This is a genomic window from Streptomyces sp. 4N124, assembly GCF_052245395.1.
Taxonomy (GTDB): Bacteria; Actinomycetota; Actinomycetes; order Streptomycetales; family Streptomycetaceae; genus Streptomyces.
In genome coordinates this window covers 36,495-57,922 of record NZ_JBQQBS010000062.1, presented here as the reverse complement: position 1 = coordinate 57,922, position 21,428 = coordinate 36,495, and the positions used below count along the sequence as shown (strand labels likewise).

The 21,428-nt window shown below is 73.4% G+C and carries 15 protein-coding genes and 1 pseudogene; 7 read left to right on the top strand and 9 right to left on the bottom strand.

All coding sequences use genetic code 11. From position 1 onward, the window contains the following. Positions 1-43 precede the first annotated feature (43 nt). Positions 44-130 (top strand): annotated as a pseudogene (locus tag ACTWQO_RS40325) (TetR family transcriptional regulator); the annotation flags it as partial. A gap of 81 nt (positions 131-211) precedes the next feature. On the opposite strand, the gene ACTWQO_RS40320 reads toward ACTWQO_RS40325, so the two are convergent. Next, positions 212-865, bottom strand: a complete 654-nt coding sequence (locus ACTWQO_RS40320) for a methyltransferase family protein (RefSeq protein WP_443242342.1) — start codon at positions 863-865, stop codon at positions 212-214. Beyond that, positions 862-1,686 carry an AfsA-related hotdog domain-containing protein gene (locus ACTWQO_RS40315; RefSeq protein WP_443242341.1) on the bottom strand — a complete coding sequence of 275 codons (825 nt, stop codon included), beginning with the start codon at positions 1,684-1,686 and terminating at the stop codon, positions 862-864. Before ACTWQO_RS40315 ends, ACTWQO_RS40320 begins: the two co-directional genes overlap by 4 nt. Before the next feature lie 368 nt (positions 1,687-2,054). On the opposite strand from ACTWQO_RS40315, the gene ACTWQO_RS40310 reads away from it, so the two are divergent. From ACTWQO_RS40310 to ACTWQO_RS40300, 3 genes are read left to right on the top strand one after another with little or no spacing between them, the layout of a single operon-like run. After that, the gene (locus ACTWQO_RS40310; protein ID WP_443242340.1) at positions 2,055-4,742 is read left to right on the top strand and encodes a PEP/pyruvate-binding domain-containing protein; all 2,688 of its coding nucleotides are present in this window, start codon (positions 2,055-2,057) and stop codon (positions 4,740-4,742) included. Further along, complete coding sequence (locus tag ACTWQO_RS40305) at positions 4,739-5,644, top strand: hypothetical protein (RefSeq protein WP_443242339.1); 906 nt, start codon at positions 4,739-4,741, stop codon at positions 5,642-5,644. Before ACTWQO_RS40310 ends, ACTWQO_RS40305 begins: the two co-directional genes overlap by 4 nt. Continuing rightward, a complete protein-coding gene (locus ACTWQO_RS40300; RefSeq protein ID WP_443242338.1) occupies positions 5,641-6,843 on the top strand; it encodes a cytochrome P450 in 1,203 nt (400 codons plus the stop codon). The genes ACTWQO_RS40305 and ACTWQO_RS40300 overlap by 4 nt, the downstream gene beginning before the upstream one ends. A 308-nt stretch (positions 6,844-7,151) precedes the next feature. Here the strand turns inward: ACTWQO_RS40300 and ACTWQO_RS40295 are convergent, their stop codons facing one another. Continuing rightward, entirely contained in the window at positions 7,152-7,607 is a 456-nt protein-coding gene (locus ACTWQO_RS40295; RefSeq protein ID WP_443242337.1) for a phospholipase, read from the bottom strand. 447 nt (positions 7,608-8,054) lie between these two features. Here ACTWQO_RS40295 and ACTWQO_RS40290 point away from each other — a divergent pair, with 447 nt between their 5' ends. Then, the gene (locus ACTWQO_RS40290) at positions 8,055-9,722 is read left to right on the top strand and encodes an IS200/IS605 family accessory protein TnpB-related protein (RefSeq protein ID WP_443242336.1); all 1,668 of its coding nucleotides are present in this window, start codon (positions 8,055-8,057) and stop codon (positions 9,720-9,722) included. 16 nt (positions 9,723-9,738) lie between these two features. Here the strand turns inward: ACTWQO_RS40290 and ACTWQO_RS40285 are convergent, their stop codons facing one another. Continuing rightward, positions 9,739-10,008 (bottom strand): hypothetical protein, encoded by a 270-nt coding sequence (locus tag ACTWQO_RS40285; RefSeq protein ID WP_443242335.1) that lies wholly within the window; start codon positions 10,006-10,008, stop codon positions 9,739-9,741. 59 nt (positions 10,009-10,067) lie between these two features. Next, positions 10,068-11,420, bottom strand: a complete 1,353-nt coding sequence (locus ACTWQO_RS40280) for an erythromycin esterase family protein (RefSeq protein ID WP_443242334.1) — start codon at positions 11,418-11,420, stop codon at positions 10,068-10,070. A gap of 199 nt (positions 11,421-11,619) precedes the next feature. Here ACTWQO_RS40280 and ACTWQO_RS40275 point away from each other — a divergent pair, with 199 nt between their 5' ends. Then, positions 11,620-16,923, top strand: a complete 5,304-nt coding sequence (locus tag ACTWQO_RS40275; protein WP_443242333.1) for an amino acid adenylation domain-containing protein — start codon at positions 11,620-11,622, stop codon at positions 16,921-16,923. On the opposite strand, the gene ACTWQO_RS40270 is transcribed toward ACTWQO_RS40275, so the two are convergent. Next, positions 16,901-17,149 carry a hypothetical protein gene (locus ACTWQO_RS40270; RefSeq protein WP_443242332.1) on the bottom strand — a complete coding sequence of 83 codons (249 nt, stop codon included), beginning with the start codon at positions 17,147-17,149 and terminating at the stop codon, positions 16,901-16,903. The two genes, ACTWQO_RS40275 and ACTWQO_RS40270, sit on opposite strands and share 23 nt — an antisense overlap. Before the next feature lie 262 nt (positions 17,150-17,411). Here ACTWQO_RS40270 and ACTWQO_RS40265 point away from each other — a divergent pair, with 262 nt between their 5' ends. Further along, a complete protein-coding gene (locus ACTWQO_RS40265) occupies positions 17,412-17,636 on the top strand; it encodes a hypothetical protein (RefSeq protein WP_443242331.1) in 225 nt (74 codons plus the stop codon). A gap of 10 nt (positions 17,637-17,646) precedes the next feature. Here the strand turns inward: ACTWQO_RS40265 and ACTWQO_RS40260 are convergent, their stop codons facing one another. The 3 genes from ACTWQO_RS40260 to ACTWQO_RS40250 all read right to left on the bottom strand — a co-directional run bounded on the left by ACTWQO_RS40260 (position 17,647) and on the right by ACTWQO_RS40250 (position 21,391). Next, a complete protein-coding gene (locus ACTWQO_RS40260) occupies positions 17,647-19,770 on the bottom strand; it encodes a condensation domain-containing protein (RefSeq protein ID WP_443242330.1) in 2,124 nt (707 codons plus the stop codon). Positions 19,771-19,877: 107 nt separating this feature from the next. Beyond that, entirely contained in the window at positions 19,878-20,504 is a 627-nt protein-coding gene (locus ACTWQO_RS40255) for a response regulator transcription factor (protein WP_443242329.1), read from the bottom strand. A 44-nt stretch (positions 20,505-20,548) separates the two neighbouring features. After that, positions 20,549-21,391 carry a 4'-phosphopantetheinyl transferase family protein gene (locus ACTWQO_RS40250; protein ID WP_443242328.1) on the bottom strand — a complete coding sequence of 281 codons (843 nt, stop codon included), beginning with the start codon at positions 21,389-21,391 and terminating at the stop codon, positions 20,549-20,551. Positions 21,392-21,428: the final 37 nt, after the last annotated feature.

The following is a 21,428-nucleotide window of genomic DNA, read 5'->3' as shown; positions in this document are numbered from 1 at the left end:
CTTGAACGAGACATATGCATGAAAGATGAGGCAGGGGTTGGGCATGGGACATCGCGAGGCTCTGCTCGAAGGTGCGAAGCAGTGCCTGACCGAGAAGGGGTACGCACGCACGACGGCCCGTGACATCCTGTGGCACAAGGACGGAGACAGGCCCATCAGCCCTTGCCCGGCGCGGACGTCTGTCTTCGGGCGTTCTGTGGTGGCCTGCCGGTCACCAGATGCCCGGGACCAGGCGGGGGCGGCCGGCCGCGTAGGCCGAGTAGCCGGGCACGCCCTGCAGCAGTTGTTCTTCGGTGTGGATGCGCCAGAGCAGGACGAGGATGAGGCACAGCCACGCGATCAGGCTCAGCGGGTTGAAGAACAGGGCGACGAAGCCGGCGTTGGCCAGTGCCATGCCGGTGTAGGCGGGATGGCGGACCAGGCGGTAGGGGCCGGTGGTGATGATCTGGTGGTCCGTGAGCCGGCGGACGTGGTGTGAGTAGAACCGTCCCAGGACGCGGATCGCGACCAGGCGCAGGGTGACGCCGGTGGTGAACAGCGCGATCGGTACGAGCATCCACGCCGACCAGTGCGTCCAGGGCAGTGGGCCCAGGGCGGCGCTCGCCCAGGTGACGCAGCGCACGGTGGCGTACACGGCGAGCGTGCGGCTCTCGGCGACTCCTTCGCCGGGCCGGCTCGCGGTGATCTTGAGCTCGGCGATTCCCCAGGACAGGTAGGCCACCAGCATGGCCGCGGCGACCTGGTGCTGGGGCTCGCCGGATCGCCTCAGCTGGGTGGTCATGGCGAGGGCGAAGACGCCGAGCTGGAGGAGGAAGAGGATCAGGGTGTAGGTGCGTACGAGGCGGGCGGCGGATTTTCCGGTCATGAGGCCGCCTTGGCGCCGCGCATGCGCCGGTAGGCCGCCGCACTCACCACCTGGTAGTCGAGGGACAGCTCGCCGATCTTCGGGCCGTGGGCCCCGCCGCCCAGGTACTCGATGGTCAGGCTGCCCCGGCTGCCCGGGGTGGGCCCGGTCCGGGCCCGCAGGGTGACAGCGGTGTGGGGCGCGAGGGTCACCGGCAGTTCGGCCGCGATGCCCAGGAGCAGCATCTGGGCGTCGGCTGCGCGGCGTTGCACGACATGGCCGTAGAGGATGCCGAATTGGCGTCCGCCCTCGAGGAGCATTTCGAGGCTTCCGGTGACCGGTTCGCGCAGAGACAGGTAGTGATCGGGGGGCGGGAGGCGAAGTGGTGCGGTCAGCCGGTCGCCACGCACCTGGGCATGGCCGATCATCACGTTCTCCGGGCGATGGCGGTGCACCAGGTTTCGGTGTGCTCCTTCGGGCCGGGTCCGGAGCATCGGCGCGGATCCGGTCGTCGGCGGATCGGCCCACAACTCCAGTTCGCCGTCGATGATCGTGGTGTCGTCCTGGTGTGCCTGGAGCGTCCAGTGGCGTTCGGTGCCGGCCGGGCGCAGTGCGGACAGGTCTACGGGCCGGCCGAGTTCGGCCATCTTGGGCACGTGCAGCCGCAGGCGCATCCGCCCGGTCAAGGCCGGGGCGCGATCCGCAGGGGTGGTCAGTTCGAGTAGCCCCGCCAGCAGCAGCATGGCCGGTACATGGTCCACGGGGTGGTCGAAGAAGGGGTGGGTCTCGTCCACGTCCAGCGGGGCGATGTGCCGTTCGCCCTCGTCGGGCGTCGTGCTCACCGATCGCGCCACTGTGACGGATCGCTTTGCGCCACGTGTCCTGGCAACCGTCTTCGCGGGCAGCATCAACACTGATCCTTCCATTTCGGCGGCTTTCCGTGGAATCGCGCCTTGATCGCCTTTCGGTGATTCGGCATCGAGGATTTCCGCACGCGGAATTCCGGGCACCGCAATTCGGCACCGTTTTTCGCGATTGGACGAGGCTGGAGCAGACGACTCGAGCTACGCGCATATGATCACTCGAATGCCGGTCCGGGAATTGTTTCATTCCGGTGGAGTTACGTCACTGACCCCACACAAGCAGTATTCGAGTTTCTCTCTCTAGGTTCTGACCGCATGTCTGTCTCTGCAATGCGCCTGGGGTGACGATGCTGATCACTGATGTTCATGCGTTACGTGAAGCTGCTGTGGTCGGACACAAATTCGCCAGGCAGGCGTCGATGTTTCTGGCCGGATTCGATGTGCCGGAATTCGTCTGTCTGCCGGCCGAGGCCTTCGACAGGGCGCTGGCGGCGCTCGGCGAGCCGGCCGCCCCTCCCGGCGGGCAGGCCGAGGTGCTGGCGTGGGCGAAGCGGGTGCACGACCGGCTCGCGGCGGTGGCCGTGCCGGACGATCTGGCCGCCGAGGTGCTCGCGGCGTTCGACGACATCGCCGGCCCGGACGGCCGGGTGGCGGTCCGGGCGTGTGTGGTCAGCGGGCCGAACGGTGCCGGCGAGGACGGCGCCGACGATCCGCACGCGGGGCTGAGCAGCAGCTTCCTCTTCGTCTCGCGGGATCAGCTGCTGTCCCGGATCGCCGGTTGCTGGGCGTCGGCCTTCAATCCCCATGCGGTGCTGTACCGGTTGACCCGGGGCACGGACCCGGCGGGTGCGCGGGTCGCGGTGGGCGTGCAGCGCATGATTGTGGGGAGCCGGTCCTTCGTGGCGTTCAGCCGCGACCCCCGGGGTGGTGACGAGCGGTGCGTCATCGCCGCCGGCTACGGCCTGGGCGAGGGGATCGTTCAGGAGCAGGCCGACATCGACCACTTCTTCGTGGCACCGGGCGGCGCGGACGTCGAGGCTGTGGTGGTGCCCAAGCGGCGGATGCTCGTCACCGACGACGGCGCGGGTGTGGCCGCCCGGGCGGTGCCCGACGAGCTGGCGCAGCGGCCTGTGCTCACCGACCAGGAGGCGGGGCGGCTGGCGGAACTGGTCGCACGGGTGGCGGAACACTTCGGCGGGCCGCAGGACGTGGAGGGCACCATCACGGCGTCCGGCCGGGTGCACCTGGTGCAGGCCAGGCCCGCGGTCATCACCGCCCCCGCCGAGCCGGCGGCCCCGGCCGGAGGTGCGGATCCGGCGCACTGGAGCCGCGAGAACGTCACCGAGAGCTACCCGGGCATCAGTTGCGCTCTGACGTTCTCCCAGGCATGCGACTACTACCGGCGGACCTTCGCCGGTCTCTACCGTCTGACCGGCGTGCGGCAGGCCGTGCTGCGCCGCAATGACCGGCATCTGCAACGGATGCTCGGCTGGCTGGACGGGCGTATCTACTGCCGCCTCGACAGCTGGTACCGCCTGCACGGCCAGGTCGCCGCGTTCGAGCTGATCCGCGGGCCGTGGGAGCGGTCGATGGGAACGATCGACGGGGAACGTCACCGTCCTCGGCGGGCGGCGCTGGCCGGCACGCCACGCCTTCTCCGGCTGCTGCTCGCTCATCCTCGCTCGGTGCGGCGGTTCCTTCAGTGGTGGGACGCGTTCATGGAGCGGGCCGCGGACCTGGACGGCCGTGATCCCGACGAACTGATCGCGCTCTACCGCCGGATGTGGGCCGAGGCCGGTGCCCGCTGGGCGCCCACGCTGCTCAACACGTTCTTCCTGATGCTCACGTACCGCACGGCCGACGCGTTGCTGCGGCGCTGGTGTGCGCCGGCGCGCAACGAGCTGCAGATGGGCCTGCTGTGCGGTGGCCGGCCCAACCGGTCCGTGGCGGCGGTGCGCTCGGCCATGGCGCTGGCCGAGCTGGCCGGTGCCCGCCCCGGGGCGCGTGCGGAGATCTGCGCCGGGACGGGGGACGACGGGGCCGGTGACGACGAGCTGTGGCGGCGTGTGGTGTCCGGCCGTTACGGCAGCGAGCTCGCGCGGGCCGCGCAGACGCATGTGCGCCGGTACGGGGACCGGGCGCCGAACGACCTGAAGCTGGAGCAGATCACACCGCGTCAGCGTCCGGGGCTCGTCATCGGGGTGATCCGGCCCTACATCCAGCAGGGCATCTCGGCGCGTGCCAACGCCTGCGCCGAGCGGCAGACGCGGCAGCGGGCGGAGACCGCGCTGCGGGCGGCGTGCCCCTCGCCGGTGCGGCGCTGGGTGCTGCGCGCGGCCTTCGCGGGCCTGCGGTGGTTCGTACGGGCCAGGGAGGACACCCGTTTCTGCCGCAGCCAGTTGTTCGGCGTGAGCCGTCAGGTGCTGCTGCTGCTGGGCAGGTCACTCGCCGAGTACGGCGTGCTCGACGACGAACGCGATGTCGTGGATCTGACCGTCGACGAGGTGGTCGGCGCGTTCGAGGGCACCTTGCCCGGTACTCAGCTGCGGGCGCTGGCGGCGGTGCGTCGCGCGGAACGGCGGCGCCATGCCGGGGAGCCGGACCGCGCGGCGCGGGTCGTCACCCCTGCGGACCGCCCCGTGGCGACCGCTCTGGCCGCCGGGCCGGCCGAGTCGTCGCCGCCGTCCACAAACTGCGCGGACGAGCTGAGCGGCATGGGATCGAGCCCGGGGGTGGTGCGCGGCGAGGCGAAGGTCGTCCTCGATCCGCAGGTGTCCCCACAAGCGTGCCACGGCAAGATCCTCATCGCCCGGGAGACCGATCCCGGCTGGCTGTTCCTGATGACCGCGGCCAAGGGGATCGTCGTCGAGCGCGGTACGCCGCTCTCCCACACCGCGATCACCGGGCGGCTGCTCGGCATTCCGACGGTCGTCGCGGTCGCCGCGGTGACGTCGATCGTGCGGGACGGGGATCTCGTCGAGCTCGACGGAGCAAGCGGGATGGTGCGTGTGCTGGAACGGGCGGCCGTATCATGATCGTTCGTCTCGGCCGGTTCTTCTGCGGCAGCATCGTCCTTCCAATCTGGCTGCTCACCACGACGCTGTGGACGCTGGGCATGTCCGGCCTGTTCGCCGCGCTCGACGCGGGGACGACCCAATGGCGGCCGGACCACCGCACCCTGGTCGCGGCCGTCACGGTCGCCGTCAGCACGGTGGTCTATCGCGCCCTGGACGACATCCGCGACCTCGGCTACGACCGCGAGTACCATCCCGACCGGCCGCTGGCGGCCGGCCTGGTGCGGCGGGCCGATCTGCTGGCGCTGGCGGGCTGCGGCTTTGCGGTCCTGCTGCTGCTCAATGCGGCGGTGGGCTTCGGCCTGCCCGTGCTGCTCGCCCAACTCGTCTATGTCGTGGTGTTCTTCACCGCCGATCAGCGCTACGGCTGGCCCGACGGGGACCGGGTGCTGGTGAACCTTCTCATCGGCTGGCCCGTCCCGGTCATGCTCAACGTCTACCTGTATGCGGGCTTCCTGTCCCAGACGCAGGGCTCGTCCTGGCGAACCGGCGTGATCGCGGTCGCGGCCGCCACGCTGGCCTCCCTCACCCTGGAGTTCACCCGCAAGATCACCCGCTCGCCCCGGCCGGGAGCACACACATACGTCGGGGTGTTCGGGGTGAACGGCAATGCGGCCGTCGGTCTCGGCTGCGCCGCCGGTGCCACCGCGCTGGTGCTGGCCGTCACCCGGCCCTGGTCCGGCGGTGCCGCGGCCTGGGGCTGGCTGGTGCTGCTGCCCGCCGGGATCCTGGCCCTCGCGGCGGTCCGCTTCTGGACCACACGCGCGCCCCGGTGGCCCGCGGCCGCGAGCCAGGCGTTCCTGCTCGGCAGCTACCTCGTCTATCTCGTGATCGGTCTTCTCGCACCCGGAGGTGCCGCATGACAGAGCTTCGACCGTTCCCGTTCGCGCAGGGACCGAACGTGTGCCCTTCCCGGGAGCACGCGGAGATCCGCGCGGCGGGTGAACCCGTGCGGGTACGGCTCGCCGACGGCCGTACGGCGCTGGTCGTGGCCGACTACGCGGACGTACGCACGGTGCTCACCGACCCCCGGTTCAGCCGGGAGGCCGCCGCCACCGGCAACCCGTTCTTCGCCCGCACCCGGCAGTCCCTCGCCCTGTCGGGCAGCGACGCCCCCGATCACACGAGGCGGCGCAAGGCGATCTCACACGCCTTCAGCCCGGCCCGGGTCGCGGGCCTCGTGCCCTGGCTCGAGGCACTCGCCGACGAACTCGTCGAGGCGATGACCGCGCAGGGACGGGAGGGGGACCTGGTCTGCTCCTTCACGATTCCGTTCACGATGCGGCCGATGTGCCGGCTGATCGGCATTCCCGAGGACGACTGCGCGCTCCTCAAGCCGTGGGTGGACGCCATGATGTCGATCAACCGCTTCCCCGCACAACAGGTCGCCGAGGCGCACAAGCACATGAGTGACTACTTCGCCGCCCTGGTCGCCGCCCAGCGCGACGCCCTCACCGCAAGGACACCGGCGCAGGGCCTGCTCACCGATCTGCTCCGCGCCAGTGGCACCGGACAGGGCCTTTCCACCGACGAGATCGAGGTCATGGGCGCCGGACTGCTCATGGCGGGTTACGAAACGATCAGCAACCATCTCGCGGCGTCGCTGTACGTGCTGCTGGAGCGCCCGGCCCTGGCGGAGCGGATCCGGCAGGACGGCACGGCGCTCCCCTCGGTGATCGAGGAACTGCTGCGCCACATCTCGCTGGCAGGCACCGGCGGCCACAAGCATCAGGCCCTCGAGGACGTGCCGTTGACCAGGACCGTGGTCCGCGCCGGTGAACTGGTCGTTCCGCTCACCGAGGCCGCCAATCACGATCCGGCCGTGTTCGACGACGCCGACGCGTTCCGGCCCGACCGGAGCCCCAACCCGCACATCGCGTTCGGGGCGGGCCGCCACTTCTGCCCCGGGGCGGCGCTGGCCCGCGCGGAACTCGAGGTCGCCCTGCGCCGGCTGCTGACCCGTCTGCCCGGTCTGGAACTGGCGGGGCCGGCCGAACGCGTCGCATGGCGGCAGGACATGTACATCGGCGGCCCGTGGTCGCTGCCGGTCCGCTGGACCTGAGCACGGGCCGGGCCCTCGCCCGGCCTTCGCTGCGACCACCGCTGCCAACGCCCGCTCCTGAACAGACAGCCCCTGCCGGGTACAGCACCCCGGCAGGGGCTGCGTCATGCGGCCGCGGTATCCGGCGGTACGCGGTCAGCGGGCTCGGCCGTTCGGCAGGCGGACATCGCAAGTCGCGCCTGAACGGACCTTGAGCCCGGCTCCAACGGCCGCGGCCAGGACATGGCGCTCTCCTCGCACGAGGCGGGGCCGGGGCGGACGGTGTGCGGCCACGACCGTCCTGCGCGGCCCCCCTTGTGCGCCCGGCCTCAGCTGCCGAGCTTGTCGACCGCCTGGTAGTACGTCCACGCCGTCGCGTTGCAGGAGGTGAGCTTCACGCCGCTGTAGGCGGCGCAGACTCTCTTGAGGTCGGCGTACAGGGCGTTGTCCAGGCGGGCCTTGTTGGCGTCGAAGGCGCCGGCCTCCTTGTAGTTGCGGTAGCCGAAGTCGTGGCGGGCACAGGACATCTGGAAGGGGAAGCCGAACGGGTTGTCGGGGGAGGTGGAGCAGTAGTCGGTGCTCCAGTTGAAGGCGTAGGCGCTCCAGGCGCTCTGGTTGGCGCGGGCCGCGGCCCAGGTGGTGTAGCTGGTGGCGGTTGTCTGGGTCCAGCCCGAGAGCACCTGGCTCTTGTCGGCGGGCACGGCTGCCGCCGGCGTGGCGCCGGCCAGGGTGCCCACGACGAGGGCTGCGGATGTCGCGGCGGTGGCGAGGAGTTGACGGCGCACGGGTTCCTCCGTTGAAGGTCGGTCGTGTGGCGTCAGCCTCGCTGCGGTGCGGGGGTGCAAAGGGGCGAGCGGTGCGGGATCGGGGGTCGGTCTGCCGAGGTTCGGGGAGGCCTGGGGATGCCGCTGTGGCCGGCGGTGCGCGGTGCGCGGTCGCGGCGGGTTTGAGGGGAGGCGGGAAGGGGGGGCCTGAGGTGCAACTCCCGCCCGTCGGTGGGGTGGTGTGGGGGACGGGCGGGGTTGGGAGCTGCTGCCGGTGTACTGAGCGGGAGTGACTCTTGGTGAATGTGAGTGAGTGCCGGGGCCGGATGTGGCTGGCTGCCGCCGGGCGCCTGCGCGGGGACTGTCTTCCGTGCCGTGGGGTGCGTTCTCGGTGTCTGGTCTTCGGGAGGGGAACTGGGGTTCCTGGGTCGAATGGGTGACCATTGCGGGTGGTGCTCGTTGACTGCCGTGACGGATCTTCGACCGGGTGGGGGTGAACGGGTGGGCGGGCTGCGGGAGTTGGCGTCGTCGTTCGTGGTGCCCGGTCCGGCCGGGGTGGCCATCCGGGACCGGCTGCGGGTGAGCGAGTCCGATGCGGCGGTGCTGGCCGAGGTCGGGACGTTCCTGGGTTCGCTGGCCGCGGGTGATCTCGCGGAACGCTCCCGGCAGGGTCTGGCGCACGATGCCGCGTCGTGGGCGGTGCGCAAGCGGGAGCTGACGGGGAAGTCGTCGGCGCGCTGGGCGGGCAGCATCACCAAGGCCACCCACGACCAGTGGGCGCTGGCGAGGCGCGGCCAGGCCGCCCACCTGACCTGGCTGCGTGGGCAGATCGCCGCCATCGAGGCGCGGCTGGCCCGTCCGCTGGGCGCCAGGGCGGACAAGCGGGAAGGGCTGGCCCGCGGCTATGGCTCGCGTGCCGAGTGGCATGCCAAGTCCCGCCGCCTGCACGCCCTGAAGGCGCGGCTGGCGGGGGTGGAGGCGGACTGGGCGGTGGGCCGGGTGCGCGTGGTGCGCGGCGGCAAACGCCTCGCCCACTCCCGCCACCACCTGCGGGCGGCCGGGCTGAGCGAACAGGTGTGGCGGGCACGCTGGCAGGCGGCGCGGATGTTCCTGGCTGCCGACGGGGAGTCCGGCAAACGGTTCGGCAACGAGACCATCCGCGTCACCGACACCGGCCAGCTCTCCCTCAAACTGCCCTCCCCGCTGGCTCACCTGGCCAACGCCCCGCACGGCCGGTACGTGCTGGTTGCGACCGTATGCTTCCGACATCGCGGGCAGGAGTGGCGCGACCGGATCACCGCCAACCGGGCGGTGGCCTACCGCATCCACCACGACGTTCTCCGCGGCCGCTGGTATGTGACCGCGTCCTGGCAGCGCGCCGCCGCCCCGGTCCTCCCGCTCGACGCGGCGCTGGCCCGGGGAGTGGTCGGGGTGGACATGAACGACGACCACCTCGCCGCCTGGCAGCTCGATGTGCACGGCAACCCGGTCGGCGAACCGCAGCGCTTCTTCTACGACCTGACCGGCAGTGCCGATCACCGAGATGCGCAGATCCGGCACGCGCTGAGCCGACTGCTGCACCACACCCGCCGCAACGGGGCCGCCGCGATCGCCCTCGAGAACCTCGACTTCACCGACGGCACGAGCCGGGAGCAGCACGGCCGCAACAAACGCTTCCGCCGCCTGCTCTCCCGCTTCCCCACCGCCAAACTCAAGACCCGGCTCATCTCGATGGCCGCCGAACAGGACATCGCCATCGTCGCGGTCGACCCCGCCTACACCAGCCGGTGGGGCGCCCAGCACTGGCAGAAACCCCTGACCACCCCACGACGCAAGACGTCCCGGCACGATGCGGCGAGCATCGCGGTCGGGCGACGCGCCCTCGGGCACCCGATCAGGCGACGGACGGCACCGCCCCCGCAGCACCGGAGCGATGCTACGGGGCATCGGACCGTCCAGGCCCGACCGGAAACCCGAAGGCGTGAGGAAACCCGCCCCCACCTGCCCGGACCGCGCACCGGATGCGCGCCGCCCGGTGGTGGAGCGAAAGCGGGGAACCAGGGTGCCCAGCACCGTTCGGGGCACCCGGCTGAGCATGGGTCCTGGCACCAGGACTCACTCCCCCTCAGTCTCTAGGAACGGTTGCCAGGCGTCACTGGGCGGGCTTGAGCCAGCCCTCGGCGATGAGTTTGCGCGACCATGCTTCCATCACGACGCGCACCTTCTCCCGGTCGGTGCCCCAGCTGTGGGCGAGGGCCTCGATGGCGAGGTCGACGAATCCGTCGTTGTGGCGCAGCGCGAACCACATCGTCGCCGCGAGGGGTGTGCAGCGGAATCGGTCGGTGCGGCCCTTGGCGCGAAGGGCGATCTGGCCGTTGGCCAGTGCGGTTCCTGTCACTCCGTCACCCGGCACAATGCGCATGGGAAATCCCTCCTTGGCGGGTTCGTCGGCTGGATCGGTGGGCGGTACGGCGGGGCCGCTCACCTCAGGTGGGCTGCCTCGACTTCGTGCAGGTGGACGAGGATGTCGTAGGAGCGGCTGAGCGAGGTCTGCGGGTCCTGGGGGGACCAGTACAGGCCGTAGGAGCGGGTGGGGCGGGGCCGGGTGAGCCAGCTGCCGGCGCCGCCGGCCCGGGCGGCGCGCAGGTCGACGGCGAAGTCGCGCAGGGCGACCCGGTCCAGGAGATGGTCGTTGTGGCCCTCGGGCGCGGGCGCGACGGTGTAGGTCCTGGGTGTGCGCGCGGTGGCGTCGGGCAGGGCGTTGACCGTGCCCCGGTTGAAGGTGAGCCCGATGTTCACGTACCTGCTGCCGAGGCGTTCGCGCAGGGCGGCGCCGGCGGGCTCGGGGAACTCGGCGGGGTTGTCGCTGGTGTAGGCGATGTGGCCGTTGCTGGAGGCGAGGAGGATCTTGCCTTGGTGCTGGTCGAGCAGCCAGGCGGTGTTGGCGGCCATCGCCCGGTCGCGGTAGCGCATGCGGTCGGCGAACCGGTCGTCCGGGAAGGCGTAGGCGGTGAAGGTCTGGGCGATGACGGTGGCGTTCTGGACGGCCCAGTCGTAGGCGGCGGCGCGGCCGGCGTCGGTGCCTGCGGGGCGGCCCTCGTCGCGCAGCAGGGCCAGGGCCTTGCGGGCGCGCTCGGCCCTCTCGCGGCGCTGTGCCGCATCCCGGGTCAGCTGCTGCTGCATCCAGGGGCCGACCTCGGTGTCCTGCTCGGGCCGCAGTGCGGTGTACAGGTCCTCGAACTGCCGGGCCAGGCCCGGGCGGTAGGCCGCGGCGTAGTCGCCGACCTGGGTGAAGGCCTCGGGGCCCGGGTAGCCGAGGTCGTTGCCGGCGAACCGGAGCTGCGGCCTGTCGGGGTGGCCGAGGTTGTAGTGGCGCATCCAGCGCACCAGGTCGAGGTATTCCTCGGTGTTCCAGAAGACGTACTGGCCCTGGAACTCCTGCTCCATGATCGTCTCGGGGTCGCCGATGCCGTGCAGGACATAGGCGTTGAGCCGTAGTCCGGTGCTCCAGCTGGTCTCCAGGGCGAAGGTGGTGAAGCCCTTGTGCGTGACCAGGTACTCGAACAGGCGCTGCTTGAGGGCGAAGAACTCGTGGACGCTGTGGCTGGCCTCGCCCATGCCGACGACGCGTGCCGCACCGATCATCCGGCCGACGGCGTGCAGGTCGGTCAGGGGCTGTGCCTGCCGGTCCAGGACGGCGATCGAGTCGGGTGCCGGGGCAGCGACGGCCTGCACCGTACCGGTGGTCACCAGGGCGGCGAGGGCGAGGCTCACCAGACCGCGGCGCTTGGCGGTGGTCCGGTTCGTGTGGGGGGCGGCGGTGTTCGTCGTCATGCCGATGAGTCTGCTGCGGCGGCCGGACGCGAACGATGGGCCTGTGCACCGAAGCGGAGGTGTACTTATCCCCCCTTGTGCCGGGCCTGCCGCGCTCCAGCGGGGCTCCACCGTTCCACGACACCGTCGCGGGATCGGGTTGCCAGGGTCTTGGCAATGCTGTGCCAGGCCCGGAGCCGCCGTCGAAGGAGCCCGCCCGATGTCCCTCTCCGACCTCGTCGAACAACAGGTGCTCGCCCGGCCCGAGGCGGTCGCCGTCTCCTTCTGCGCCGGCCCGGATGCCGGATCCGCCCTCACCTACCGGGAGTTGAGCCGTGCGGCCAACCGGCTGGCGGCGCATCTGGCGGCGCGCGGGGTCGGCCCGGGAGACCGGGTGGTGACGTGCCTGCGGCCCGGGACGGACCTGGTGACCGCCTTCCTGGCGATCGTGCGGGCGGGGGCGGCGTACGTGCCGCTGGACCCGGGCCACCCCGCGCAGCGGCGGCGGCTGATCGTGCGGGACTGCGCGGCCCGTGCCGTGGTCACCGAGGCGTTGCTGGCGGCGGAGTTCGACGGGGTCGAGGCCGTCGCCCTGGACGCGGAGGCCGCCGAGATCGCGGGACGGCCGGATGCTCTGCCGGATGCGGTGCCCGCGCCCGACGACGACGCCTATGTCTGCTACACCTCCGGGACGACGGGCTCACCGAAGGGTGTCGTCGTCCCGCACCGGGCCGTCCTGGACCTCGTACAGTCGCACGACCTTGTGCAGCTCACGGCCTCGGACGTGGTCGCGCAGGCGGCCAACCCGGCCTTCGACGCGGTCACTTTCGAGATCTGGGCGACGCTGGCCGCGGGCGGGCGCCTGGTCGGCCTGGACCGGGACACCGTCAGCGACCCGGAGCGCCTTCAGCGGGCGGTGCGCGCGCACGGCATCACGGTGGCGTTCTTGACCACGGCGCTGTTCCACCGCGTCGCCGACGAGCGGCCTGCGGCGTTCGCGGGCATGCGGGCGCTGCTGTTCGGCGGCGAGGCGTGCGATCCGCGCCGGGTGCGGCGCGTCGTCCTGGCCGGGCCGCCCGCACGGCTGCTGCACGTGTACGGGCCTACCGAGGCCACCACGTTCGCCACCGGGTACGAGGTGCTCGAGGCGCCCGCCGAGGACGAGCTCACCGTGCCCATCGGCCGGGCCCTGGGCGCCGGTGTCGCCGTCGTCCTCGACGAGGACGGGCTGCCGGTGGGTCCGGGCGGCACCGGGGAACTGCTCCTGGGCGGGCCGGGTCTGGCCACCGGGTACCTGGGACAACCGCGGCTGACCGGCGAGCGGTTCGTCAAGGACCGGTTCACGGCGGGCGGCGGGCGGCTGTACCGGACAGGGGACCGGGTGCGGCTGCGTGAGGACGGCGAGCTGGAGTTCGCCGGGCGCCTGGACGACCAGGTCAAGCTGCGCGGATTCCGCATCGAGCTCGGCGAGGTCGAGGCCGTACTGCGGCAGCATCCGTCGGTGGCGGCGGCCGCGGTGTCGGTGCACGAGGGTGCCGACGGCGATCGCCGCCTGGTGGCGCACGTCGTGCCCGCCGCACCGGGCACGCCCGCCGCCCGGCCCGAGGCGCGGGTCACCGAGTGGAAGGAGATCTACGACAGCCTCTACACGGACGCCACGCACACCGGGCTCGGGCGGAACTTCGCCGGCTGGCACAGCAGTTATGACTCCCGGCCGATCCCGCCGGAGCACATCCAGGAGTGGCGTGCGGCGACGGTGCGGCGTATCCGGGAACTGGGCCGCCGCCGAGTCCTGGAGGTCGGGGCCGGTGCCGGGCTGCTGCTGGCCGAGCTCGCCGCGGACGACGTGTGCGAGGAGTACTGGGCGAGTGACCTGTCCGAGGCGGCCGTCGCTGCGCTGCGCACGCAGACCCGGTCCGACCCCGTGCTGCGGGACAAGGTGCGGCTGAGCCGACGGCCCGCCCACGACACCGAGGGGCTGCCGACCGGCCACTTCGACACGATCGTCGTCAACTCGGTCGCCCAGTACCTTCCCGGCCTCGGCCATCTGCGGACCGTCGTGGAGCGGCTGCTGCCGCTGCTCGCGCCGGGCGGTTCGCTGTTCCTGGGCGATCTGCGCAACCTGGAGCTGTCGCGCTGCCTGCAGACCGGTGTCGAGCTGGCGCGCAGCGGGGACGGGCAGCAGGACGCGGCCCAAGTGCGCCGACGGGCCGCCCGGCGGGTTGGGCTGCAGACCGAACTGCTGCTGGCGCCCGCGCTGTTCGCGGCCCTGGCCCGCGAGCTCCCGGCCATCCGCGCCGTCGACGTGCGCGTCAAGCGCGGCGTGCACGGCAACGAGCTGACCGGCTACCGCTACGATGCGGTGCTCGGCACGGCTGAGCCGGTCGCCGACCTGGGGGACGTACCGCGCGTCCGGTGGGGCGGTGAACTGAGCGGCGCCCGGGGCCTTCAGACGTATCTGCGCCGCGAGCGGCCCGCCGTCCTGCGCCTGGCCCAGGTGCCCAATGCGCGGGTACACGGCGAGTGGGCGGCGATGCGGGCGCTGGACGACGCGCACAGCAGCGTCGCCTGCGCCGTGGCGAAGCTGGCCGAACCGTGCCCGGCGCCCGGCCCGGAGGAGCTGTGCGCCGCCGCCGAGCGGCTGGGCTACCGGGCGCTGCCGACCTGGTCGGCCGGCGCCCCGCAGGAGCTCGACATTGTGCTGCTCGCCCCGGGCGCGGTCCCGGACGGACCGCTGACCTCGGTGTACGCGGCGCCGGTGCGGGCCGCCGAGCGGTGCGCCAACTCACCGGACACCTTCGACCGCAGCGTCGACTTCGAGACCACGCTGCGCGCCCATCTGCGCAAGCGGCTGCCCGACTACATGATCCCGGCCGCGCTGGTCACCATGGACGCGCTGCCGCTCACCCCGGCCGGGAAGGTCGACCGGGCGGCGCTGCCCGCCGCGCGGTTCGCGTCCGGGACGCCCGGTATGCAGCCGGGCACCCCCGTCCAGGAGATCGTGCGCGACCTGTTCGCCGAGGCGGTGGGGGTGGCGCGGCGCACGGTCCACGCCGACTCGGACTTCTTCCGTCTCGGCGGGCACTCGCTGGCCATCGCCCGGCTGCTGAAGCGGGTGCGCAAGGTCCTCGGCGTCGCACCGGACAGCCGCGCCCTGTACGAGGCGCCGACTCCGGAGCTGTTCGCGCGGCGCCTCGGAGATCCGCCGGCCGCGGCGACCGGGCCGGTGGGGTCGGGCACGGACAGCGCGGTGCTGCCGCTGCGGCTGCGCGGCGCGCTGGACGTGGGGGCGCTCAAGGCGGCGCTGGAGGATGTGGGGCGGCGGCACGAGCCGCTGCGCAACTCGCGGCTGGGGGCGGCCGGTACGCGGCTGCAGACGCTGGCACCGGATGACCATCTGCTGCAGCTGGCGGTGCCCGCCGCCGACGTCGACCAGTGGTCGCAGCTGCCGCTGGCCGCGGATCTGGCGCGGGCGTACGAGGCACGAGCCACCGGCGACACGCCGTGGTGGGCCGCGCCGGCGTACGGCGAGGTGCCGCGGGCGCGGGCGGGCGACGCGACGGCGACGCCGCTGCCGGGTGCGGCCCAGGCGCCCAGTGACGGGGCGGTCGGCATGCTGGCCTCGCAGATCGACGCCGAGCTGCACGAGCGGATCAGCCGGTTCGCAGCCGACCACGACGTCTCCCTGTTCATGGTGGTGCACGCCGCGTTGGCGGCGCTGCTGACCCGGCTCGGCGCGGACGCGCAAACCACGGTGGCGGCGCCGGTGCCGGCCCGCGGCAGCGCAGCGCTGCGGCGGTCGGTCGGCCCGTACGGGCGGGTGCTGGCGCTGACGGTGGACGCGTCGGGCGACCCCGGCTTCGCCGAGCTGCTGGCGCGGGTGCGCGCCGCGGACCTGGCGGCGTACCGGGACGGCGGGGCGCCGCTGGCACAGCCGGGCGGGGTGGCGCTGACGGTGTTGCAGCATGTGGACGCCGTGTACGAGGCCGCCGGGCTTTCCGTGCAGCCGGAGCGGGCGCAACTGCCGTGCGCACCCTCGGAGGTGGCGCTGACGCTGGTCGAGCGGGAGGACGCCGAGGGGACGCCCGCGGGCATCGCCGTCACCGCGGCGTTCCGCAGCGACGGGGTGGGCGAGGCGATGGCCGCGTCGCTGACCGGGCAACTGGTGTCGGTGCTTGCCTCGGCCCTCGACGACGCCGGGTGCCCGGTCAGCGCGCTACGTCTGGCGCCCGATCCGGTCTGCGGTGCCGAGGACTCCGGCTGGGCCGGTCAGGCGCTGCGGCTGCCGCGGGCGACCGTCGCGGAGCTGTTCGCCGCGCAGGTCGCGCGCGGGCCCTGGCTGCCGGCGCTGGCGGACGCGGACCGGTCCGAACTGGACGCCCGCTCCGACCTGTTGGCGCATGTCCTGGTGGAGCACCGGGCCGGTCCGGGCACGGCGGTGGCCACGGCGATCGCCTCACCGGCGGGTTTCGCGGTGGCCGCGCTCGCCGCCGCCAAGACGGGCGCCGCGTGTCTGCCGCTGGACCCCTCGCAGGGGGTGCCGGACGGGGTGCGGCCGGTGGTGCTGCTGCTGGATGCGGCTGCCGACCAGGTGCTGCCCGCGGTGCCCGGGGTGGTGCGGCTGGTGCGGGATCCGGCGGCCGATCTGCTGCCGGCGGGCGGGCGGTGGCCCATGCGGGACACCGACCGGATACGGCCGCTGTCCTTCGAGGATCCGGTGGTGCTGGCCCTGTGCGGGGACGGCATCGTCGTCGTGGGCGCCGAGCCGGTGGCCGCCGAGACAGTGACTGCGCGGGCGGCGGTGCCGCGGACGGCGGCCTGGCTGGTGCGCGGCTATCCGGACGCCGACGCCACGCTCGGGCTGCTCGGCGCGCTGGCCTCCGGCACACCGGTAGCCGTACCGCCGCCCTCGCTGTACGACGGCGGGGCGGATGCGGTGCTGCGCTGGCTGCGCGAGCGTGGCGCGGGCATGGTGCTGGGCGGCGCCGCGGACCCCGAGCTCGTCGCACTCGCCCGGGCCGAGGGGTTCGTGCTGACCAAGAGCGGGGGCTCGGCCGAGGCCCGGCTGCTGGTCGAACACGGACCCGGGGCCCGTACCCGGCCCGTGCCGGGTCATCGCGTGTACGTGCTCGACGCGGCGATGCGGCCGGTCGAAACGGGCGGCACCGGCGGGCTGTACCTCGCGGGCGTGGGCGTGGCCCAGGGTTACGCCGGGCTGCCGGGGGCGACGGGCGAGCGGTTCCTGCCCGACCCGTTCGGCGGCGCCTCGGGCACCGCCCGCATGTGGCGGACCGGCCGGTCGGCCGTCCTGGGCGCCGACGGTTCCCTCCAGGTGCTGGACCGGCCGTGGGAGGGCGACCCCTACACCGACGCGTACGCGACGTTCGTCGTCGTCGCCGACCAGCGGGGCCGCAGCGCCCTGTGGCCGGCGTCCGCGGCCGTCCCTCCCGGCTGGCACGAGACACATGCGGAGGACCTGTACGAGATGTGCGTCGACCACCTCAACGCCGGGCCGCAGGGGTAAGGAGGCCGGCGAGGGTGCGCCAGACGTCTGCGGCGAGGTCGATGCCGGCGTCTGCCTGGGCCTGTTCGGCCAGGGCACGCAGGCCGTCCAGGCCCGTTTCGTCGCCGGGGAGGACCAGGAGGCGGTTGCGCAGGACGTCGAGGCGGACCCGGTCGCGGTAGTTGACTTCGTCGGAACGCGGCGGGTGTGCTGGAGGTGGAGCCGGGACGCGGCACGCCTGAGCCACACGGCCGCCCTTGTCGTACGCGGACGGCGGCTGCCGTCCCCGGCGACTGGGCCCGCAGCGCGCCGTGGCGGCCCTCGGCGAGGCCGGTCGGCGTCAGGCGGCTCTCGTGCGTTTCTCAAGCGGCTTTCCGGCGCGTTCGAGGAGCCTTTCGAGTACCGGGGCGGCGGCCTGCGCCGCGCCCGTTCCGCTCTCTTTCACGGGAGTCGTCCATGAATGATCCGCTGTCCGACGACGACATCGGCTGGCCGAAGAGGTGAGCGCCATGAGTACCGTGCACACCGAGAGCTCTGTGGGCACAGAGAACGCCGTGAGCCCGGCGGCTTCCGGGCACTTGGGCGACACGGACAACCGCGGCCGCCCGTACGCCGGCGAAACGATGCTGATGGTCTGCGCGGCATCCGCCGTCACCCCGGTCGGCGCCGCGGCGGCCGTCTGGGCGGCGTGGGAGGCGCTCGGCCGCGGCCGGGTACGGCGTTGCGGCGGTTGAGCCGCACAGGTCAGGGTGATACGGCCTGGCGTAGTGCGCGGGCCAGTTCGCGGGCGCCGTCGGTGTCCTCACCGCCGGCCAGGACCACGAGTGGGGGCCGGTGGCCTGCGTCCGCGAGGCGGCGGGCGATTTCGTAGGCGGTGGCCCCCGCGCCCGAGAAGCCGCCGAGGACCAGGCGGGCGCCCGCGTCGACGACCGGGGCGAGCGCGGCCGCGCCGCGGCGGGTCACGTCCGCCGCGGGGCGAAGCGCAGCCAGCGCCTCGGGGCCGTCGTAGCACCGCAGGAGTCCGCGGTACCAGGACTCGGGCGCGCCGGGGGCGGCGACCAGGCAGACGGTGGCCGCGCCGGCGGCCGTCGCCGCGCGCAGCCGCACGAACAGACCCGTTGCCGGGCCTTCGCGCGCGGGACCGTCGTACAGCCGGGGCAGCTCGGCACCGTCGAGGGTGTCGAGCACCTCGGCGACGGTGGTCGACTCGCGCGTCGTGTAGGGCAGTCGGCGCAGCAGCCGGGCGCTGTGGGAGAGCATCGCCTGCGTCCTGTCGTCCTCCAGCCGCCCGCGGTCGTGCACCGCGGACAGGACCAGGCCCCCCTGGCCGTCCTGGTACGCGACGACGCTCAGCGCGGTCGCGGTCCGCGCCGCCGCCGGGACCAGGTGCTCGACATGCACGCCGTGCGCCGCGAGCACTGGGCTGAGGCGGTCGTCCCGGCGCGGGAGGTGCTCGAAGACCAGCAGGGTGTCGGCGGGTTCGGGGCCGGCGGCCGGCCCGAGCCACTCGTGGATCAGGCCGGCCGGCACCCATTCGTACGCGGCCATGTCCCACGTGCGGTCCCGCAGGGTGCGCAACAGCTGCGGAACCGTTTCCGCGGGGTCGACCTCGATGGTCATCGGCAGCGGGTTGGCCAGCGGACCCGGAAGGCGTTCGATGTCCTCCAGCAGGATGCCGCGCCCCGAGAAGCCGACACCGAAGGAGATCCGGACGGGGCCGGAGATCCGGACGGGGCCGCGGACGGGGCCGGACGCCCGGTACAGCAGCATCGCCCACACCGCGTGCAGGGCGCTGCTCTCCGTGGCGCCCCAGCGGGCCGCCCAGTGCGCCAGGCGGGTCGTCTCGGCCCGCGACAGCCGGGTGCGGCTGCGCCCCGCCCCGTCACGGCCGGTACGCGCGCCCGGCGCGGCACGCGGCAGCGGGACGGGCGGGGCCGCGGCGGCCTTGCGCCACAAGTCCCGGGCCGGCGCGGGATCCTGACGGTCCAGCCAGCGGGTGTAGTCCCGCAGGTCGGGGCGGCGCTCGCCGCCGGGCAGGGTGCCTCCGCCGAGATAGGCGCGGTAGAACACACGCAGCAGCAGGCGCACGCTCCAGCCGTCGAGCAGGGCTCGGTGGTAGGTGAGCAGCACGTCGGTGGGCGGCTGTTCGTTCAGGCTCCTCGGGGGCGGCCCGTCCAGCAGGGCGACGCGCAGCAGCCCGGGACGGCGCAGGTCGAAGCCCCGCTCGCGCTCGGCGGCCATGAGGTCCTCGCGGCCGGCGAAGGCACCGTGGGCGTGGTGCGCCACCTCCGGTTCGCAGCGGTCGAAGAGCACGGCCCTGGGGTTCGGGTCCCAGACGAAGGCGGACCGCAGGACGGTCTCGCGGTCGAAGACGGACTGCCAGGCCTTAACGAACCGGTCGGCGTCCAGCGGCCCGTGCCAGCGCCAGGCGAGCTGTTCGACATGGTGGTCGGGGCCGCCCAGGGACCCGGCGAGCAGCTCGCGCTGCAACGGGGTCACGGCGAACGTCTGCGGCAGCGGCCCGCAGGGACCCGGCCGCGCTCCATCGCCGTCGGCCCGCCGGGCGGGGTCCGGCGCGGGCACCGGGGCACTGGTGATCAGGTCGGCGAGCAGGCCCGCCGGATACGGCACCGGATCGCCGGCCGGATCGGGCAGTTCGAGGGTGTGGTGGTCGGGCCCGTGCCGGTGCAGCCGGAGCAGGTCGGTGTGCGGGGCGGGGTGGCCGGTGGCGATCCGGTCGAGTGCGGCCTGGAACAGCACCATGTCGAGCCGTCCCCGCATCTCCAGCACCGGCCGGGACTCCCGGCGGTGGTGTCCGGGGTCGAGCACCACGGTCATGGTCGGTGCCAAGGAGCGGTCGGTCACCATGAGTTCTCCTCCCCCTCTCACGGATCCGTCGGACACAACCGTCCGATCATGGATGCCGCCGCCACGTACCGCTGACACGGCGCTGACACGGCCCGGTCCGGCCCCCCTCAGCAGGGCTGGCGCAGGCCCGTGCTGGACAGTCCGCGGGCGGGCAGTTCGAGCACCTCGCACGCGCGCTCGGTGAGCTGATCGGGACTGGCCCCGCAGACCTGGGACACCGCGGCCGTGCGGCGTGAGCGGGCCGCCGTCTCGTGCGGGAGGGTGCAGCCCGCGGCCGTGCGGACGACGGCGCGAGCCGGCCGGCCGGCGGTCGCCGTGCCGGGCGGGTGGCCGTGGGCCGCTCCCGGCGGGCCCGCGGCCTCGCCCATGGTGAGCACCCGGACGTTGTCTGCGGCGGCCCGGGCAGGGAACTCCGTCCGGTCGGCCGGCAGCGGACCGTGCACCACCAGGATGTGCGGCCGGTGGGCGCGCGGCCCGGCGGCCGCCTCGGGCTCCGGGGTGCTCTCGCCGGTGACCCGGATGCCGGGATCGCCTTCGAGCAGGGTGCGGACGCCGACCCGGGCGAGCGGGTCGGCGCTCACGACGTGGACGCGTACGGCGGCGGGGCCCGGTGGTGCGGCCGGGGCGGGCCCGTCCTGGCACGCCCGGGGCGGGTGCGCGGCCGTGGGCAGGACGTGCAGGGTGGCGTGCCGTTCGTCCATGGCGGCGGCCTCCTCACGCTCGACACCGGCCACGGTAGCGACGGGCGGCGCGTCTCCCGGAATTCTCCAGCAGCCCCTTAGCGGTCCGCGAGCGGGCTGGTGTCCTGGGCGACGAGCTCGGCCACCGCGCCCAGGAACCCGTCGTCGAGCATGGTCGCCACGCGCGTGTCCCGGGACGGGTCGAGTCCGCAGTCGTGGCAGGCGATGCTGACCAGATAGCGGCCGAGCACCGGGTAGGTGCCGAAGGCCCACTCGCCGCGCTCGGCGGGGCTGCCGTCGGGAGCCAGCAGCGCGGGGCTGCCGGTGCCGAAGCCGAACTCGGTGAAGCCGAGCCGCAGTCCCTGGCCGAGCGCCTTGGTGTACGCCTCCTTCAGTGTCCACAGCCGCAGCATGGCCGCCGCCTGTTCGGCCTCGGGAAGGGCGGCGAGCTGCTCCTTCTCGGCGAAGGTGCACACGTGGTCCTGCAGCAGCTCGAAGGACATCCGGCGGTCGGCGGGTTCGGTGTCGACGCCGATCCGGCCGAGGCGGCTGATGCCGACGGCGATCAGCTCGTCGGTGTGGGTGAGGCTGACGTCGACCTGGTCGAAGCCGCGCAGATAGGGGCGGCCGCCGATCCGGTACGCCAGGTCGATGTCGCCCGGGTCCAGCCCCAGCGCGGCCGCCGCCGTGTACTTCACGGCGAGCCGGGAGGCGGCGAAGCGCTGGCGGATCACCGGGTCGGGGGTGCGCCGGTAGCGCTGCCAGTCCCGGCCGAGCAGGGCGCGCAGACCCTGGTCGGCGACGATGGCGGGCAGCCACTCGCCCCAGGTGGTGTACACGGTGGCGTTGCCCCGCAGGGCCATGCCCTGCGTCACCCGCTGCCACGGCCCGCGGGGGCCGCAGATGTGCACGGGCGGTGTGAGGCGCGCGTCGTCGGTCATCGCCGTGCCCTTCCGAAGGGGTGTGCCGCGTGGGGTG

Bases quoted from the DNA above. Each gene is read 5' to 3' on its own strand.
- ACTWQO_RS40250 (WP_443242328.1), bottom strand. From the start codon at position 21,391: ATGACCGACGACGCGCGCCTCACACCGCCCGTGCACATCTGCGGCCCC.
- ACTWQO_RS40300 (WP_443242338.1), top strand. From the start codon at position 5,641: ATGACAGAGCTTCGACCGTTCCCGTTCGCGCAGGGACCGAACGTGTGC.
- ACTWQO_RS40275 (WP_443242333.1), top strand. From the start codon at position 11,620: ATGTCCCTCTCCGACCTCGTCGAACAACAGGTGCTCGCCCGGCCCGAG.
- ACTWQO_RS40260 (WP_443242330.1), bottom strand. From the start codon at position 19,770: ATGGTGACCGACCGCTCCTTGGCACCGACCATGACCGTGGTGCTCGAC.
- ACTWQO_RS40280 (WP_443242334.1), bottom strand. From the start codon at position 11,420: ATGACGACGAACACCGCCGCCCCCCACACGAACCGGACCACCGCCAAG.
- ACTWQO_RS40305 (WP_443242339.1), top strand. From the start codon at position 4,739: ATGATCGTTCGTCTCGGCCGGTTCTTCTGCGGCAGCATCGTCCTTCCA.
- ACTWQO_RS40265 (WP_443242331.1), top strand. From the start codon at position 17,412: ATGAGTACCGTGCACACCGAGAGCTCTGTGGGCACAGAGAACGCCGTG.
- ACTWQO_RS40320 (WP_443242342.1), bottom strand. From the start codon at position 865: ATGACCGGAAAATCCGCCGCCCGCCTCGTACGCACCTACACCCTGATC.
- ACTWQO_RS40310 (WP_443242340.1), top strand. From the start codon at position 2,055: ATGCTGATCACTGATGTTCATGCGTTACGTGAAGCTGCTGTGGTCGGA.
- ACTWQO_RS40285 (WP_443242335.1), bottom strand. From the start codon at position 10,008: ATGCGCATTGTGCCGGGTGACGGAGTGACAGGAACCGCACTGGCCAAC.